16 protein-coding genes and 1 pseudogene are annotated in these 15,659 nt (G+C 45.7%); 7 read left to right on the top strand and 10 right to left on the bottom strand.

The features are described from left to right. Positions 1-185 precede the first annotated feature (185 nt). A complete protein-coding gene (locus tag ACO0K1_RS09255; protein WP_186910542.1) occupies positions 186-389 on the bottom strand; it encodes a cold-shock protein in 204 nt (67 codons plus the stop codon). Between the two features lie 288 nt (positions 390-677). Continuing rightward, the gene (locus ACO0K1_RS09260; protein ID WP_423024940.1) at positions 678-1,145 is read right to left on the bottom strand and encodes a thioesterase family protein; all 468 of its coding nucleotides are present in this window, start codon (positions 1,143-1,145) and stop codon (positions 678-680) included. 248 nt (positions 1,146-1,393) lie between these two features. Here ACO0K1_RS09260 and ACO0K1_RS09265 point away from each other — a divergent pair, with 248 nt between their 5' ends. Then, positions 1,394-1,843, top strand: coding sequence for a hypothetical protein (locus ACO0K1_RS09265; protein WP_423024942.1), 450 nt, complete (start codon positions 1,394-1,396; stop codon positions 1,841-1,843). Position 1,844: 1 nt separating this feature from the next. Continuing rightward, positions 1,845-2,891, top strand: a complete 1,047-nt coding sequence (locus ACO0K1_RS09270) for a CapA family protein (protein WP_423024944.1) — start codon at positions 1,845-1,847, stop codon at positions 2,889-2,891. Here the strand turns inward: ACO0K1_RS09270 and ACO0K1_RS09275 are convergent. Continuing rightward, positions 2,869-3,225, bottom strand: coding sequence for a 2Fe-2S iron-sulfur cluster-binding protein (locus tag ACO0K1_RS09275; RefSeq protein ID WP_423024946.1), 357 nt, complete (start codon positions 3,223-3,225; stop codon positions 2,869-2,871). The genes ACO0K1_RS09270 and ACO0K1_RS09275 overlap by 23 nt on opposite strands. 106 nt (positions 3,226-3,331) lie before the next feature. Here ACO0K1_RS09275 and ACO0K1_RS09280 point away from each other — a divergent pair, with 106 nt between their 5' ends. Continuing rightward, the gene (locus ACO0K1_RS09280) at positions 3,332-3,670 is read left to right on the top strand and encodes a hypothetical protein (RefSeq protein WP_423024948.1); all 339 of its coding nucleotides are present in this window, start codon (positions 3,332-3,334) and stop codon (positions 3,668-3,670) included. Positions 3,671-3,807: 137 nt separating this feature from the next. Here ACO0K1_RS09280 and ACO0K1_RS09285 read toward each other — a convergent pair whose 3' ends face one another. The 4 genes from ACO0K1_RS09285 to ACO0K1_RS09300 all read right to left on the bottom strand — a co-directional run bounded on the left by ACO0K1_RS09285 (position 3,808) and on the right by ACO0K1_RS09300 (position 6,577). Next, positions 3,808-4,104 (bottom strand): SCP2 sterol-binding domain-containing protein, encoded by a 297-nt coding sequence (locus ACO0K1_RS09285; RefSeq protein ID WP_423024950.1) that lies wholly within the window; start codon positions 4,102-4,104, stop codon positions 3,808-3,810. An 88-nt stretch (positions 4,105-4,192) separates the two neighbouring features. Then, positions 4,193-4,843 carry a class I SAM-dependent methyltransferase gene (locus tag ACO0K1_RS09290; protein ID WP_423024952.1) on the bottom strand — a complete coding sequence of 217 codons (651 nt, stop codon included), beginning with the start codon at positions 4,841-4,843 and terminating at the stop codon, positions 4,193-4,195. Next, positions 4,836-5,639, bottom strand: coding sequence for an HAD family hydrolase (locus tag ACO0K1_RS09295; RefSeq protein ID WP_423024954.1), 804 nt, complete (start codon positions 5,637-5,639; stop codon positions 4,836-4,838). Before ACO0K1_RS09295 ends, ACO0K1_RS09290 begins: the two co-directional genes overlap by 8 nt. Further along, entirely contained in the window at positions 5,636-6,577 is a 942-nt protein-coding gene (locus ACO0K1_RS09300; protein ID WP_423024956.1) for a CysB family HTH-type transcriptional regulator, read from the bottom strand. Before ACO0K1_RS09300 ends, ACO0K1_RS09295 begins: the two co-directional genes overlap by 4 nt. A 94-nt stretch (positions 6,578-6,671) precedes the next feature. On the opposite strand from ACO0K1_RS09300, the gene ACO0K1_RS09305 reads away from it, so the two are divergent. Continuing rightward, entirely contained in the window at positions 6,672-8,951 is a 2,280-nt protein-coding gene (locus ACO0K1_RS09305; protein WP_423024958.1) for a patatin-like phospholipase family protein, read from the top strand. Positions 8,952-9,134: 183 nt separating this feature from the next. On the opposite strand, the gene ACO0K1_RS09310 is transcribed toward ACO0K1_RS09305, so the two are convergent. Next, positions 9,135-10,298, bottom strand: coding sequence for an ABC transporter substrate-binding protein (locus ACO0K1_RS09310; protein WP_423024960.1), 1,164 nt, complete (start codon positions 10,296-10,298; stop codon positions 9,135-9,137). A gap of 135 nt (positions 10,299-10,433) precedes the next feature. Then, positions 10,434-11,423 (bottom strand): fumarylacetoacetate hydrolase family protein, encoded by a 990-nt coding sequence (locus tag ACO0K1_RS09315; RefSeq protein ID WP_423024962.1) that lies wholly within the window; start codon positions 11,421-11,423, stop codon positions 10,434-10,436. Between the two features lie 227 nt (positions 11,424-11,650). On the opposite strand from ACO0K1_RS09315, the gene ACO0K1_RS09320 reads away from it, so the two are divergent. From ACO0K1_RS09320 to ACO0K1_RS09330, 3 genes are all read left to right on the top strand, one after another. Then, positions 11,651-13,510: a DUF885 domain-containing protein gene (locus tag ACO0K1_RS09320; protein ID WP_423024964.1), complete on the top strand. Its 1,860-nt coding sequence runs from the start codon at positions 11,651-11,653 to the stop codon at positions 13,508-13,510. Positions 13,511-13,734: 224 nt separating this feature from the next. Continuing rightward, positions 13,735-14,610 carry an HDOD domain-containing protein gene (locus tag ACO0K1_RS09325; protein ID WP_423024966.1) on the top strand — a complete coding sequence of 292 codons (876 nt, stop codon included), beginning with the start codon at positions 13,735-13,737 and terminating at the stop codon, positions 14,608-14,610. Between the two features lie 191 nt (positions 14,611-14,801). Further along, positions 14,802-15,329, top strand: a complete 528-nt coding sequence (locus ACO0K1_RS09330) for an NADPH-dependent FMN reductase (RefSeq protein WP_423024968.1) — start codon at positions 14,802-14,804, stop codon at positions 15,327-15,329. Positions 15,330-15,540: 211 nt separating this feature from the next. Here ACO0K1_RS09330 and ACO0K1_RS09335 read toward each other — a convergent pair. Beyond that, positions 15,541-15,659: pseudogene (locus tag ACO0K1_RS09335) on the bottom strand (IS30 family transposase); the annotation flags it as partial.

The following is a 15,659-nucleotide window of genomic DNA, read 5'->3' on the forward strand; positions in this document are numbered from 1 at the left end:
ATGACTGTGATAAAGATACATCGATTACTTCAAGAAAATGAGCAACAACGTGTTGATTTATACACGCTCAGTTAAGTATAGAGTTGATTGAATGAAAAGTGTGTAATTTGTACAGACAAAAAAAAATCCCCGAAAATCGGGGATTTTTATCGCAAGGCTGTTAAATCAGCCCACCGACACTCTTATTACAGAGGGGCGATGTTGGAAGCTTGCTTACCTTTTGGGCCTGTCGTTACTTCGAAAGAAACGCGTTGGTTTTCTTTCAAAGATTTGAAGCCGGAGGATACGATTGCGGAGAAGTGAGCGAACAAATCTTCACCACCTTCATCAGGAGTAATGAAACCAAAACCTTTAGAATCATTGAACCACTTAACAATACCTGTTGCCATTACTATTTCCTATTTCAGTTAATTTGGGCATATGCCCGATAGATCGTTTCAACCAAGTAAGAAATGACAGACTGATACTGCACTACCACTTTGAATCTCAACGACTAGCTGATTATACGCACAATCGATACGTGAAAGTACATAAAAAATGCGCAAAACTACAAATATATTCAACTTTTAGCGTTTGTATCCACATTTAATCGACACGACGCCATTTTTTTCAGTCAAATGGCAGCCTATTTATTATTTTTTTGATATTTTTACATCAACTCTTTAAATATACTGTCCTCAACTCCGCCCGTGCAACATAAATGCCGCAGCCCCCGTCGCAATTCGATCGCCCTTTTCATTACGTAAATCCATCAACACATTAGCCACCCGTTTTCCAAGACGCGTGACTTCAGCATTTGCAATGAAACTGGCGCCTTTACCCGGCATTAAATAGTCAATGCGCAGATCAATCGTACTCATTAACCCAAATTCTCTTAGCTGCGAAAAAGCATCTTCCTTCGGATTTTCCGCAGTCATTTTCAATAAAATCGCAATCCCTGCAACACTATCTAAAACAGAAGCAATTACGCCCCCATGCAACATTCCTTGCGCGAAATTACCTAATAGCTCTTCACGCATATCAATACGCAATTGCGGATGCTGCGGATCGAGGCTTTCCACCTTAATGCCCAATAAATGGCAAAAAGGGATCTTATCTTCCAATACTTGCTTCAACAAACTTTGGAACTCCGGATTTGAAATCATCTCTTGTTTCATTTTTTACTTTGATTAGGGCCATCATAAATAAAGCATTCCTTACTAAGCACTATTTAGTAAGGAATGTAGTAAGGAATGCCATTAATTAAACACAAGGAGGAGGAAATTGCATTTTATTTACTTTACCTGAAATTATCGGTCTAGCGGTGTTACACGACAAATTTTCAATCAAATATCGGACGCTGGCGGGCGTTGGCGTTATGATATGCGTCCGTCCTTTCGCTACTAATCAACGAATGCAAGAAAACCCTTTATCTGGCAAATTACCATTGTCAATGCGCACCATATTAGCCGTCATATGTTTAACTTGCGTTACTGGAATCACGTTTACATCTACGTCGGCACACGCTGCCCCGGTATTACTCTGCTATGCGACCTATGCGGGTGAAACGACATTCATTGAAACGCCACTCACTTCTGATCCCTATAAAATTGAAACGATCGATATTGGCGGACGCTTTACATTCAAAGCAGAAATGAATGGTCATCTGAACGCGATCAATTACATCAAAATTTACGCTTACTTTCAGACTGATCATGGCGACATACCAATTCATGAGGCCAATTATTATCCGCCTTTCGTTTTGCAATCCATGCCAAAGCAAATAACGCCTTTTAATCGACTTTACGCAGGGCCGCTGGAGCGTGAACTGCAATACCATTGCACTTTGCAGGACAAAAAATAAAATGACAGCTTTCTCAGAACTGCATTGCAAAATCCGATGCTTACCCGTGTTGCTCGGCGCTCTAATCGCCGCTATCGCGCATCCAGGCTTTTGTGCTGCACCAGCCACGCCAACCGTGAGTTTGTTATTTGCCGGTGATATCGTCATGGATGGCGTTCCCGCACAATGGATTGCTGAACACAAAGACCCTCTGGAATCTTATGCCGAGATCCTTTCCAGCACCGATATTCGCGTCGCCAATTTGGAATGCGTCATAGCTACGTCAGGCGACAAGGCCGCGAAGATCTTTACTTTCCGAGGCAATCCCAATACCTTGCCGGTGCTTCATCAGCATGTCGATGCGGTTTCTTTGGCCAACAATCATTCCGGCGATTTTGGCAGGGGTGCATTTAGTGAAATGCTGGGACATTTAGAAGCGCAGAAATTACCCTATTTTGGCGGCGGCAGAAATTTAAAAGAGGCGCATACACCACTCATCATCGAACGCAAAGGGATAAAAATTGCATTGCTCGGTTACGACGAATTTATGCCGCGCAGTTTTGAGGCAACAGCCACAGAAGCAGGCGTCGCGTGGAGCGAGGACGACGAACATGTGGTCGAGGATATTCACGCTGCACGTCAAAAATACCATGCTGATGTTGTCATTCCTTTTATGCACTGGGGATGGGAAAATGAAGCCAAGTCCGGTCAGCGGCAACATGAACTCGCTCACAAAATGATCGATGCTGGCGCCGATGCCGTCATTGGCGGGCATCCGCATGTCACCCAGGACATTGAACAGTACCAAGGGAAGCCTATCATCTACAGCATTGGCAACTTTATGATTGATTCTTTGGATAATGAGCCGCAGACCCGCGGCTGGATCGTCAGGCTTGAAATTAGCGCCTCAGGCGTTCAGGCCTGGGATACGCGCCTGGCTAAAATCTCCGATGACGGTATTCCATCGCCAGTCAAGGAAGCAATGACGCCTTGCTGGCATGGCTCAGGCGAAACGGTGCAATTATGCAGCAATGCTGAATCCAGATTTAATCCTCATCAGACACCTTAACGGCAAGTGGCGCTTGTATGACCAAAGGGTTTTGTGTCATTGCGCCCACTGAGGCCACTGAAACCACTGAAACCACTGCGACTACCGCGACGCATGGCAACATCCAGGCGTCGGCTTTTTCATCGAAGCTTAAGCCTGGCCATTCAATGCGATAAGTAATCTCCCCTTCAACCAGTTTGCAGATACATGCACGGCAAGTGCCGTTTCTACAGGAACTTGGCAGACGAATTCCTGCAGCTAATGCAGCCTCTAAAATACTCTGGCCATTCGCTATGGGGCACTGCCATCCATGAGGCAATATGGTTAAATTAACTGGCTGAATACTTTCTTCCATAAGATTTCAAGCTGTCCTTGTTATTCCAGCTAAATTTTACTAAATTGAGGTGCGCCCTTGATTTACCGACGAAGTTCCGGCGCGTGAATTTATTTAGGAGTCCAACATGAGTCATGTTAGCAGCACTTTGTCGGCACCGCCCTCCAGCCTGTCAAGTGATCGCAGAAACACGCGCGCACCGGCATTTATCCTTTTAGAAGTCGATCCCAGGGACGTCATTGAAGGCGCTCTGATCGAAGGTGGATACTACGCCGAGGATATTCAAGCAGTAGGGAAAATGCGGGAGCATTGCCCGTATTGCATGAACGTACAACTTCAATTGGTTTTACGATACAAACATGTAAAACGCTCGCACTTATTTTGCAATTCATGCACACGATGCTTTGATGCCCTGTATCCCGATGGAACATCAGCGCTAATCGTCGGTGCAATGTCGCTGGTGTAAACTAGCTTAAATTCGGCTTAAATTCGGCTTCAAATCAACTCAAAATCGGCTCGAAATCGGCTAAATAGCCACAATAAAAAACCGCAGCATCATAAAATGATCTGCGGTTTTTTAACGCAAGCAGGCTTAATGTAATATTAAACGACGGTTTGCAGGCGCATTGCGACGCCCATGTCACCAGCAACCTTCAATTTACCCATCATAAAACCATTCATCGGGTTCAATTCGCCGGTCAACAGCGCAGAAAGATTTTCCAGAGAAATCGTGATGGTGCAAGACGCATCTGTATTTTCATTAGAAACGGTGTTAGGTGTCGCGGTGGCATCCACGAATACCACACCATCGCTACCACAATCAAATTTCAACGTCGCGTTCAAGCCACTATTATCACCAACTTTAGTGCGAATTGTCTCAGTGCATGCTTGTAAGTCCATGTCTCTTCCTTTAAGTTAAAAAACGCAAGCAATGTAGCATGGCTTCCTTTCGAGGAACAATACTAGACGCCCTGCATAGAAATACGTTTTATTTCAAGATACAACTCAAGAGCCAATAATGCTGATTTCTAAAAATTCGAATATCCCTTACCGCAGGGCCAAACTTCTTGCGCAGAGCACTGTCAGTCGGAAAATTTTTCAGAATACCAACACGCTCACCATCCTGCCGAATCCGGAATTGATAGGTATTCCCTTCCGCATCAGTGCGGGCGATAGGTGTACTGCTGCCTTCGATGTAATTATTGTCTATCAGCACCAACAAACTACCCTTCCCTGCGCTTTTACTCAGCTTCGCCAATAAGCTGGCTTGCTCTTCACGCAAGACATGGGACCAGAAAAAGCCAGCGAAGCAAGCGGAGTATTGCCCCGTCGCCTCCGGTAAATCATACAAATCTGCGATGGCAAATTCAACTTTATCGGTCGGATAGGATTTAGTTTGCGCAACGTTGAGCATTGATTGATTGATGTCAGTTGCCTGCACCGAAGCAACGTGCGGGGCGAATTTTTCGGTCCAATAACCTGTACCACAGGCTATTTCGAGGACCCGATGGTCTTTCAATAAATCACAAACACGTTGTTGTATTTCAATTAAATCAGCCTGGCGCTCTGGACGCTGATACACCTGCTCTAAACTTTGTGCGCGCTGAGCATAGTACTCGCGCATGGTTTCTTCATTCATTTTGTTCATCTAATAAAAAGTTAATCAGTTCGACAAAACCAGCGCCGCACGCCTGTTCTGTCACAAAGCGCGGATGCGGTTCAAATCGATCCAGGTATTTCTTGACGTTAGCAACACCAACCGACCAAGGATAATGCGCAAACATGCTGGCATCATTCGGCGAATCGCCAACAAACACACAGCACTCCTGAGCCGCCAGATCATCAATAGCAAAAACGTCGCGCAACAATCGCTGCGTCATCGTTTGCTTAGAAAAATAGTCAACTGATGCGTGCGCATGGATGCTGCTTGTTGTTGCATATAGACCATGATTGCGCATTAAAGCGACGATCGCCTGCACTCTCGCTAAAGGTAAAGCTGGAATTTCCTCGCCAATATCAAACGCCAAATCACCAATGCGTTGCGGTGCATCGGAGGCGACTTTCACCTCTGGAAAACTTGCCTTTAACTGGAGCGCAAAATCCTCTAACTGGCATCGATGTTGCTGGCGAACTTCGGCATCTGCGTAAAACATTCCCTGCTGCTGCCCAGATTCGTTAATCCAAAATGCACTAGCGCCATTTTCTGCAATGACAGCATCAAAATTACATAGACGCAGCAACGGCAAAGTCCAGAACGTTGGCCGCCCGGTCACGGCAATACGTATCCAACCTTTCTGCTTGGCGCTATCGAGCGCATGCAAGGTTTCTGCACTTAATCTGCCATTTGTTGTGAGGGTATCATCAATATCCGTCAACACGACTCTAAGTTGACGTCGCTGCCCCCTAGGCCAATCGCGCAACGGTTGCATACTCATAAATCGTAATTATCTTTATTACCCTGAAGTACACCATCCACCATTTTACGGGTTAATGTCGGATTAAGCAGCTCGATAAACGTGTACACATAGCTGCGCAAATACGCCCCTTGCTTGATTGCAACTCGGGAGATATTCATGCCAAACAAATGTCCGACGGAAATAGCACGTAAATTTTTGTCACGCTCAGCGTCAAATGCCATACCTGCAATAATACCTACGCCCATACCCAACTCAACATAGGTCTTAATGACATCGGCATCGATGGCTTCTAACAGAATATCCGGTTTCAAGTTGCGGATCTGAAATGCCTGGTCGATTTTACTTCGTCCTGCAAACGCCGCATCATAGGTAACCAAAGGAAATTGTGCTATTTCTTCCAGCGTTATATTTTTAACTTTGAGCAATGGGTGATCAATCGGCACAATCACGACATGCTCCCATTGATAACATGGCAATGAAATCAAACCATCAAAACCGGCAATAGATTCTGTCGCGATGACCAGGTCGGCCTGATCACGCATCACCATTTCGGCAATTTGTTTGGGATTACCTTGCAATAACGATAAGCGTACCTTCGGATATTTTTGCATGAATGCTTGCACCACCTTCGGCAGCGCATAGCGCGCCTGCGTGTGTGTGGTAGCAATGGTAAAACTACCGCTGTCCTGGGCGGCATATTCTTTACCAATTCGTTTTAAGCCGTCAATTTCTTGCATAATGAGCTCAACAGACTTCAAAACAGCTCGGCCTGGCTCAGTCAATCCGCGGATACGTTTGCCGTGGCGGGTGAAAATATCTACGCCCAGTTCTTCTTCCAGTTCAATAATGGCCTTGGAAACGCCAGGCTGAGAAGTAAATAAGGCCTTCGCAGCCTCAGTCAGATTAAAATTCTGCCTGACGGCTTCCCGGACAAAGCGTAATTGATGTAGGTTCATGAGTCGCTAAAATAAGTTGGCTTATGCTATTAAACTTCGGTAAAACTAAATTGATATACTTCTAGCAGTATATAGAGACCACGACAAGAATTCCATGCACAATCAAAGATACCCGCGCCTGAAACGCATTTTTTTTAATGCACTGACTACTTTGATGTTAATTTCATATTCTTTTTCTGCAAAATCCGAAAGTCTGACCGCACAAAAAGAACAAACCAGGCCCCTCAAAGTCTGCCTGGCATTGTCAGGCGGTGGCGCCCGAGGCTTTGCGCATATTGGCGTACTTAAACAATTGGAGGCAATGCATATCCCCATCGATTGCATCGCAGGCACCAGCATGGGTGCTGTTGTCGGCGGCCTTTATGCTGCGGGAATGTCGGCGACAGAGATCGAAAATAAACTCCAGAATCTCAAACTAAATGATATCGCACTCGATCGTGTCGATCGACGCTCACTGCCACAAGCGGTCAGAGAGGAAAACGACCTCTATCCTCTTGGCGCAACTTTGGGATTAAGTGAAAATGGCGTACGCCTTCCGGCGGGCGTGGTTCAGGCCAGCCAGTTTCAAGAATTAATTCAAAACTGGACGGCACATTTACCACCAGATATCAGCTTCGATCAATTGCCAATTCCATTTCGCGCAGTTGCTACTGACCTCGAAAGTGGCCAAATGGTCATTTTCGAAAAAGGCTCCTTGCATAAAGCTATTCGCGCCAGCATGGCTGCACCTGGCGTATTTGCGCCAACTGAAATTGATGGGCGATTATTGTCAGATGGTGGCCTGGTGCGCAATCTCCCTGTCGACATTGCTCGCAGTATGGGCGCCGATATTATTATTGCCGTAAATATTGGAACGCCATTATTACCAAGAGATAAGTTACAAAGTTTATTTAACGTCAGCCAGCAAATGGTCAACATTTTGACTGAACAAAATGTGCAAGCACAAAAAGCCTTACTGAAACCTGGTGATATTTTAATTGAACCAGACCTGGGAACTATTGGCTTCATGGATTTTGCGCGTTCGCACGATGCCAGTACTATTGGTGAAAACGCCGCTATAACTATGCGTGCACAATTACAAGCTTTATCCTTGCCAGATCGAATTTTTGCCAGTTCACAGCAAATGCGCCTCAATCCTCAATTACCACCGATCAAAATCAGTTTTGTGGACGTTAACAACAAGAGCAGCATTCCAGATGCTGATATAAAACGACAATTAGGAATTCGAATCGGCAGTATTTACAACGCAGACGAGTTAAACCGTAAATTAGCCGAGCTCAATAATGCCCGTGAATTTGATGGCATCAGTCATGAACTCGTCCAGCGTAACGGAGAATATGGTATACAAGTCGATGCACGCGGTCGAAATTGGGGACCACATTTCCTTCGATTTGGCTTGAATTTATCCAGCGGCTTCGATGGTGCCGGCGGATTCCGCCTGCAAGTTGGACACCGACGGCCATGGCTCAATGATAGCGGCCTGGAATGGCGCACCGATGCGGAATTCGGCAACGAAATCAAATTACACACCGAACTCCGTCAGCCGCTATTTGAACGCGAAGGTATGTTCGTCTCACCCTATGTTGAATTTAATGACACCACACTTAATCAATTCCTGGGTGATACTCGCATTGCAGAATACGATTTGCGGGCAGAAAAAGTCGGTGCCGATCTTGCATTCAAAATCGGGGAACAAAGCAAATTAGGTGAGGCGCGGATCGGCTTTAACTTCAACCGTTATAGCGTGCACCCAAAGTTAGGCGGCTACCTCCTTAATCAGGACGGCTCGATATCGAGCACCAATTTGCCGTCGGGTAGTTTGCAACAAGTCGGAATAAAGACGGCAATCGTCATCGATCAATTAAGCGACCCTAATTTCCCAAGAGATGGCTATAAAGTAGCAGGTAGCATTTTCTTTGGCGTCAACAAGAGCGAGCAAAACTATCAGGAAATGTCATTCAACAGTGAATGGGCGAAAAGCTGGGATAGTCATAGTGTTAATTTGAAATTGAGCGGTGCCGGCCTTTTCCAATCAAGCACGCAACTGCAAGGCATTGGTTCAACCCTGGGAGGTTTCCAAAAACTTTCGGCATACCAGCAAGATCAATTCAGCGGCAACTATATGCTTTATGGAAGTGCTACTTATTTACTGCGTGCAGTTAATTTTGAGATGGCGGGGCAAAGCCTTTTTCTGGGCTCATCGATTGAAGCCGGCAATGTCTGGGATATAGGCAAAGCCATTACGATCCCATCGCTAAGAAAAAGCATTAGTCTGTTTGCTGGTTTTAACAGCTTTATGGGCCCCATCTATCTGGGATTCGCGATTGGTCAAAATGGTGCAAAAAATGTGTTTTTCCAAATGGGAAGGCAATAAACACATCATAGAGCTGCTTATTTAAGGCCAAGAAAAAGGTGTGCAGACGGTCATCATGCACACCCTTTTCGTAACCATAATTTGTCTCAACCTGTCTTTGTGTAAGCAAGCCCTTGTGTCAATCAGCGGGTGTGTTCTTACCTATCATCTTACCTCGGACGATCAATCTCAGATCGTTAGTAACTAACCGCCATACGCATAAACAAATTTCCCCCCCTGTATTTTTGCCATGACACGCGAACGCTGATCAAGTCCGACATGATCGGTTGTACTCATGCTTACCACCCCTTGGGGAATGACTAAGTCATGGGTATTTTCAAGACTGGTTCGTAACGCAACTCGAAAAGCCTTCGTACCTGGCCGCGCTACTTTTAATGCATCGGGAATAGCGTGCGCAACCAGCAGATAGGCGCCCCAAGCGTCAGCAGCAAATTGCGTGACCCCATTCATGCCACGTTCATCAACATAAACAGCCTGATATTTCTGAGAAAATTCAACAGCCACTTTTCTTACTGGATTATTCAAAGGCAATTGCGTGGCGACGACTGCCGGACCGGTCGGGAACAATGTCCCTTCAATGTCCTTACCACCAAGCTTCAAAAACTCTGCACTTGCAATGCCGTGGGTCTGATAAATCTGACCTTTATACCCACGTTCTACGAGTGTTTTTTGGGGCAAAACGGCGGGTGTACCAGCGCCAGCAATTAAAATCGCATCCGGTTGCGCTGACATCAGTTTCAAGACTTGCCCCGTAACGCTGGCATCTGTTCGTGCATAACGCTCGTTGGCGACAATTTTTATTGTCCGGATCTCAGCCAATTTGGAAAACTCATTCCACCAACCCTCTCCATAGGCATCAGAAAAACCAATAAAGGCAACCCGCTTGACACCACGATCAGCCATATTCTGGGTCAATATAGTCGCCATATGGGTGTCATTCTGCGGCATTTTAAAGACCCATTTTCGTTTTTCATCCATCGGTGAAACGATAGAGACAGCCGCAGCAAGCGTAATCATTGGCGTCGCACTATCGGCCACACTATCAAGCATGGCCAATGCAGCCGACGTTAAATTGGGGCCAACGAGCACATCAACTTTGTCTTCGGTGATCAACTTTCGGGCGTTACGCACGGCATTTCCGGGGTCACTGGCGTCATCCAAAATAATGTATTCCACTGATTGGCCTGCAATTTCTTTGGGCCACAGCAAAATCGCTTTTTTAGATGCAGCACCAATTGCAGCCGCCGGCCCCGTCATCGATAAATCGACACCTACTTTAATTTGCGCCGCTGCCTGGGTGCTCGCAACAGCCAACGCTAAGAATAAGACAGTTTGGAACTTAGACATCTAATCTCCATAGTTGAAACAATTGACCTTCAACGCTACAACAATGCAACATTGCAGCATTGCAGCATTGCAGCATTGCACATGATCATCACCTGAAAAATACGACCTCGCCAACGAGCCTTATCGAGTGTTCATTTATTTAGATTCAGGTTCAACAACGCTCTGCTCAATTGCGCCAAAAATCGACTTACCATTTTTGTCTAACATCTCAATTTTGATGCTATCGCCAAATTGCATAAAGGGTGTTGCTGCCTCACCGGTGGCGATCATCTCCAATGCGCGTTTCTCAGCGATGCAGCTATAACCTTTCGCCGCACCTTTATTCGATACGGTACCGGATCCAATGATGGTTCCTGCGCGGGCATTGCGGGTTTTGCACAAATGAGTAATCAATTGCGCGAATGAAAAAACCATGTCGACGCCAGCATTCGGTTGTCCCACCAGATTTCCATTCCATGTCGAACGCAAGGGCAAATGGACTTTGCCATCTCGCCAGAATTCACCCAGTTCGTCCGGGGTCACTGCAACTGGTGAGAAACTCGATGCAGGCTTTGATTGAAAGAAGCCAAAACCTTTCGCCAACTCTGAAGGAATCAAGTTGCGCAGCGAAACGTCGTTCACCAGCATGAGAAGTCGGATATGCTCCCCGGCATACTGCACCTTCACGCCCATGGGAACATCGCCGGTAATCACCGCAAGTTCGCTCTCAAAATCGATGCCCCAATCTTCTGATGCAAGCACAATGTCATCGCATGGACCGATGAAATCATCACTACCACCCTGATACATCAAGGGATCATGCCAAAAACTCTCGGGCATCTCCGCATTCCGCGCTTTACGCACCAGCTCAACATGGTTCACGTAAGACGAGCCGTCTGCCCATTGGTACGCTCTCGGCAACGGTGCCATACAATTTTGAGCAACAAAATCAAAGCTATTCACTGCGCGCCCGGTGTTTAGCCGAACATATAATTCGTCTAATTGCGGCGCAATAAAATTCCAGTCATCCAATGCCCGCTGCAAACTAGGCGCAATGCCGTTGGCAATGCAAGCTGTCTTTAAATCACGGGAAACAACGATTAATTGACCATCACGCGAACCATCTTTAAGAGTTGCAAGCTTCATACATTTCCTATTTTGTCGTCATCACCATGATTTTACATGAACAAAATCCTGAATTTCATGGATTGCGCCATTTATGCCCGACCTACGATGCCTAGATCTGAATAAACTGTGTCATACGAGCATGACTGGTGATACTTAATGGATCAGCTCGCGTAAAATAGCGCAACCCTTTTCACCTAGAGGTGCCCATTGGGCATCGTTATTGGGCATCATTTTTTGGAATAAGTATGAATAAAATTCACGGTATTCGCCCAGCGCTGACTTTTTTTAACCCCTTGTTGATTGCAGTTTTGCTGAATGCAGGCTTGGTCGGCAATAGTTTCGCGGCAGCGGGCGCGCCTGAAACCCCAAGCAATGTCGCCACTCAGTCCCGCTCTCAAGCGGATGGCGATCGCCTGCAAAAGCTTGCGGACTACTATTACGATCAGCAAGCACTATTCGAGCCAATCTCGTCTACGTACAATGGCGACAATCGTTATGATGATCGCTTGCCACAAACGCTTAACCCAGCGATCAAAGCCAAACACACTTTTGTATTACAACATATTGCAAAATTACTAAATCAAATTCATCGTGATCAGTTGAATGCCAACGATCAAGTCACTTACGACTGCCTTAAATATGAAGTTGATGCGGCCCTCAATATGGCAAAATTTGATGACATCCTGATGCCCATTAATCAAATGGACAGTATTCCCGTCGCACTCGCCCAATTTGCCAGTGGTCAAAGTGCACAGGCTTTGACCACTGTGGCGAACTACGAAGCGTACTTAAATCGACTCAAGCAACTGCCGGCATGGTTAAAACAAGCAACGATCAATATGCGCCTCGGCATCCGGCGTGGCATCGTATTACCGAAAGCATTGGTCGTTTCAACCTTGCCTCAATATAAACAATTATTAGCAAGTAAAGCGGAAGATCAGGCCTACTTCCTTCCAATCAAAAATTTCCCTAAAGATTTCTCAGAACGCGACAAAGCGCGCTTAACTAAAGCCTATAGAGACGTTATCAATCTGATGACACTGCCCTCCCTGCGCCAATTTGATCAATTTCTTAATCAGGAATATTTGCCTGCCAGCCGCACAACGACTGGCTGGAGTGCCCTTCCAAATGGCACACAATGGTACCAGGCATGGGTTGCCGATCAGACGACTACACACCTGACTCCAGAACAAATTCATGCGATTGGACTCAAAGAGGTCGCGCGCATACAAAGCGAATACATCACTCTTGGCCCGCGCCTCGGTTATAACGGTGAAGCAAAAGGACTGCCGACCTGGATGGAGCAACAAACCCAATATCGCCCTTTTAAAACGGAAAAAGAAGTTCTGGATGGGTATCGCGCGATTGATGCGCAAGTCCGACAAAAATTACCCGAATTATTTGGTCGCATCCCAAAAGCACCGCTAGATATACGCCCGGAACCTGAAATCAGCCGCCAGACTGCATCTGACCATTATTCAGCACCAGCAATTGATGGCTCACGTCCCGGCGTTTTCTGGGCAGTGATCAACAATCCAGCCGATTATGCGACAACCGGGATGACAACCCTGTTTCTACACGAGGGGCAACCTGGACATCATTTCCATTTGGCGACGCTGCAGGAGCTAGACGTTCCTAAATTCCGCAAAGTTGGTGGTAACAATGCCTATACCGAGGGTTGGGCTCTGTACGCAGAAACTTTAGGAACAGACATGGATCTGTACCAAAATAATCCAAGCGCCTATTACGGCCACTTGAGCGATGAAATGCTGAGAGCGACACGCTTAGTTGTGGATACCGGAATGCATGCAAAGGGCTGGACTCGTGAACAGGGAATTCAATATTTACAAGAAACCTTAGGTTATAGTGAGGTATCTTCGCGCCAATGCATAGAACGCTACATGGCTTGGCCAGGACAAGCACTTGGATACAAAATTGGCGCCTTAAAAATTTTGGAATTACGCCACAAGTCAGAGGCAGCATTAGGAAGCAAATTTGATCTGCGTCACTTTCATGATGCAATTCTGAGTGACGGAACCCTTCCATTATCTTTACTTGAGGCTAAAATGTTGAAATGGATTGCCCAACAACAGGCCGCAAAATAAGAACTGGCAACAAATTATTGAGATGCTTGATTGACCTTAGCAATTAAGTCGAGCAAAATGCAACGGGTATGTTTCTTTTTGGAAAATCGCACTAAATTCCATTTTCGAGCTGCCTGCCATGAAAGAAATCATTTAGCTTCCTCGAAAAAGGATTTTTTTGATTTATCTGAACCTGATCGATGCACAAACCTATTCGATACTCAACCCTATGACTGACCTCTGCGATGAACAGATCTAAAGCGCTCAAAAGCATAGTTGAACAGGCAAATCGAGGGGACTTGGTATTCCCTACCAACGTTTCTGCCTCACTAAAAATTCAACAAGCACTCGATAATCCGGATTGCGCGGTCGATATTGCGACAAAACTCATTATGAATGAGCCCTTGTTAGCAGCACGCGTGGTCGCGATTGCCAACTCTGCAGCCTTTAACCGTGGAAATGACGTAACTAATGTCAAAGCAGCCATTAATCGCTTAGGTTTTCGCTCATTGCGAACGATTGTCGCATCAGTCATCGTGCGGCAACTAGCAGGCACAAGTAAAGACCATACGATTCGCTCAATGACGAATAAATTGTGGGAGCACACAGCGCAAGTTGCCGCACTTTCACAAGTTGTTGCCCGCCGCATCACAAAACTCGATGCTGACACGGCCATGTTTGCAGGCATCGTGCATGAAGTGGGAAATTTTTACCTGTTATCGCGTGCTGAGGAGTTTCCTGCTTTACTGCAGCCAGAAGGATTTTCAGACATTGATGATAAGTTACCCGACTTCGCCGACACGGTTATCGATGTGGAATCTAGTGAAGCGATTATTGGTCGTGCTGTTATCAAAAATTTACATTTACCGGCCGCAGTAACGGAAGCCTTGGAAGGCTTATGGTTTGGCTTACGTGCTATGCCGCCAGAAACCTTAGGCGATACAATTTTGCTTGCGAATGAGCTAGCGAGTACCTTTTCGCCATTTGACTTCAATTCCTACTCAGAATCAGAACGCTTTAGTTCAGAAATTGATTTTGTGGTCGGCGACGGCACCCTCAATAGCATCCTGGAAGAATCCGACGAAGAATTACGCTCCCTCACTTCGGCATTAATGACTTAAATTAATGGATTAATGGACGAAGGGTTGAACGTATCTGCACAACGCCCAAAAGACCTATAAGTTCCAAGGCTATTCTCATTCAGGCCATATTTGAAAGTTATGATTAGCAATTAAAAAATAATTTTGACAAATAATTTTGATAAATAATTGTCATAGCTTACTCATAACCAATCTTCAAATAGGGATATGTCATGAAAATCGTTGCTTTTGCAGCTTCCAACAGCCGTCAATCGATTAATAAGAAATTGGTGAGCCACGCCGCAAGTTTGATACCAGACGCGGAAATTGAGATTCTCGATCTAAACGATTTTGCTGCGCCGATTTACAGTCAGGATCACGAAGTTGAGCACGGTCACCCACAACAAGCAAAAGACTTTTTAGACAAAATTAACGCGGCGGATGCGCTTCTGATTTCTTTTGCGGAGCACAATGGTTCTTACACGGCAGCGTATAAAAGTTTATTTGACTGGTCGTCACGCGTACAACAAAAAGTTTTCAACGGAAAACCAGTCATTGCACTGGCGACATCACCTGGACCTGGCGGCGCCAAATCTGTATTACAAGCTGCAACGACCTCATTGCCATATTTTGGCGCTATAGTGAAGGCGAGCTTGTCAATTCCGTCATTCCATAGCAATTTTGACCTAAGTACAGGTGAATTGACTAATGCTGACCTAAAGCAAGAATTGCAAAAAGCACTCGCTACTTTATCTGCTTAAAAAAAGTCGCATTACAAACATCCGGCGGCCTGCAGGGATGTTCGTGCACGACTGTTCCCGGTTGATGCAAAAACCCAGTGGGCCAACTAGACAATGATTCGCAGTTGAAACTAGTGGCGCAAAAATGAAATCGGCACCCATTTAAAAAACAGGCGCCGCTGAAATCAATAGGGCTAGTTTATTATTTTAATGATTTTAATGATTGGCGGATTCAATTTCGAAGTGCAACCACATGTTGATGCGATTGTAACTGCTTCATAAATACTTGGTGCGGCGTTTTGAAGCCGAGACATTTTCTGGGACGATGATTTAAGCTGTTCATCGCCCATA

The sequence above is a fragment of the Undibacterium sp. SXout20W genome (genome assembly GCF_049340285.1).
In the GTDB taxonomy this organism is placed as follows: Bacteria; Pseudomonadota; Gammaproteobacteria; order Burkholderiales; family Burkholderiaceae_D; genus Undibacterium.

What these genes read in the sequence shown, in the direction of transcription:
- ACO0K1_RS09290 (WP_423024952.1), bottom strand. Translation starts at nt 4,843, where the DNA reads ATGAATGAAGAAACCATGCGCGAGTACTATGCTCAGCGCGCACAAAGT.
- ACO0K1_RS09280 (WP_423024948.1), top strand. Translation starts at nt 3,332, where the DNA reads ATGAGTCATGTTAGCAGCACTTTGTCGGCACCGCCCTCCAGCCTGTCA.
- ACO0K1_RS09295 (WP_423024954.1), bottom strand. Translation starts at nt 5,639, where the DNA reads ATGAGTATGCAACCGTTGCGCGATTGGCCTAGGGGGCAGCGACGTCAA.
- ACO0K1_RS09320 (WP_423024964.1), top strand. Translation starts at nt 11,651, where the DNA reads ATGAATAAAATTCACGGTATTCGCCCAGCGCTGACTTTTTTTAACCCC.
- ACO0K1_RS09325 (WP_423024966.1), top strand. Translation starts at nt 13,735, where the DNA reads ATGAACAGATCTAAAGCGCTCAAAAGCATAGTTGAACAGGCAAATCGA.
- ACO0K1_RS09315 (WP_423024962.1), bottom strand. Translation starts at nt 11,423, where the DNA reads ATGAAGCTTGCAACTCTTAAAGATGGTTCGCGTGATGGTCAATTAATC.
- ACO0K1_RS09300 (WP_423024956.1), bottom strand. Translation starts at nt 6,577, where the DNA reads ATGAACCTACATCAATTACGCTTTGTCCGGGAAGCCGTCAGGCAGAAT.
- ACO0K1_RS09285 (WP_423024950.1), bottom strand. Translation starts at nt 4,104, where the DNA reads ATGGACTTACAAGCATGCACTGAGACAATTCGCACTAAAGTTGGTGAT.
- ACO0K1_RS09255 (WP_186910542.1), bottom strand. Translation starts at nt 389, where the DNA reads ATGGCAACAGGTATTGTTAAGTGGTTCAATGATTCTAAAGGTTTTGGT.
- ACO0K1_RS09305 (WP_423024958.1), top strand. Translation starts at nt 6,672, where the DNA reads ATGCACAATCAAAGATACCCGCGCCTGAAACGCATTTTTTTTAATGCA.
- ACO0K1_RS09265 (WP_423024942.1), top strand. Translation starts at nt 1,394, where the DNA reads ATGCAAGAAAACCCTTTATCTGGCAAATTACCATTGTCAATGCGCACC.
- ACO0K1_RS09275 (WP_423024946.1), bottom strand. Translation starts at nt 3,225, where the DNA reads ATGGAAGAAAGTATTCAGCCAGTTAATTTAACCATATTGCCTCATGGA.
- ACO0K1_RS09270 (WP_423024944.1), top strand. Translation starts at nt 1,845, where the DNA reads ATGACAGCTTTCTCAGAACTGCATTGCAAAATCCGATGCTTACCCGTG.
- ACO0K1_RS09260 (WP_423024940.1), bottom strand. Translation starts at nt 1,145, where the DNA reads ATGATTTCAAATCCGGAGTTCCAAAGTTTGTTGAAGCAAGTATTGGAA.
- ACO0K1_RS09310 (WP_423024960.1), bottom strand. Translation starts at nt 10,298, where the DNA reads ATGTCTAAGTTCCAAACTGTCTTATTCTTAGCGTTGGCTGTTGCGAGC.
- ACO0K1_RS09330 (WP_423024968.1), top strand. Translation starts at nt 14,802, where the DNA reads ATGAAAATCGTTGCTTTTGCAGCTTCCAACAGCCGTCAATCGATTAAT.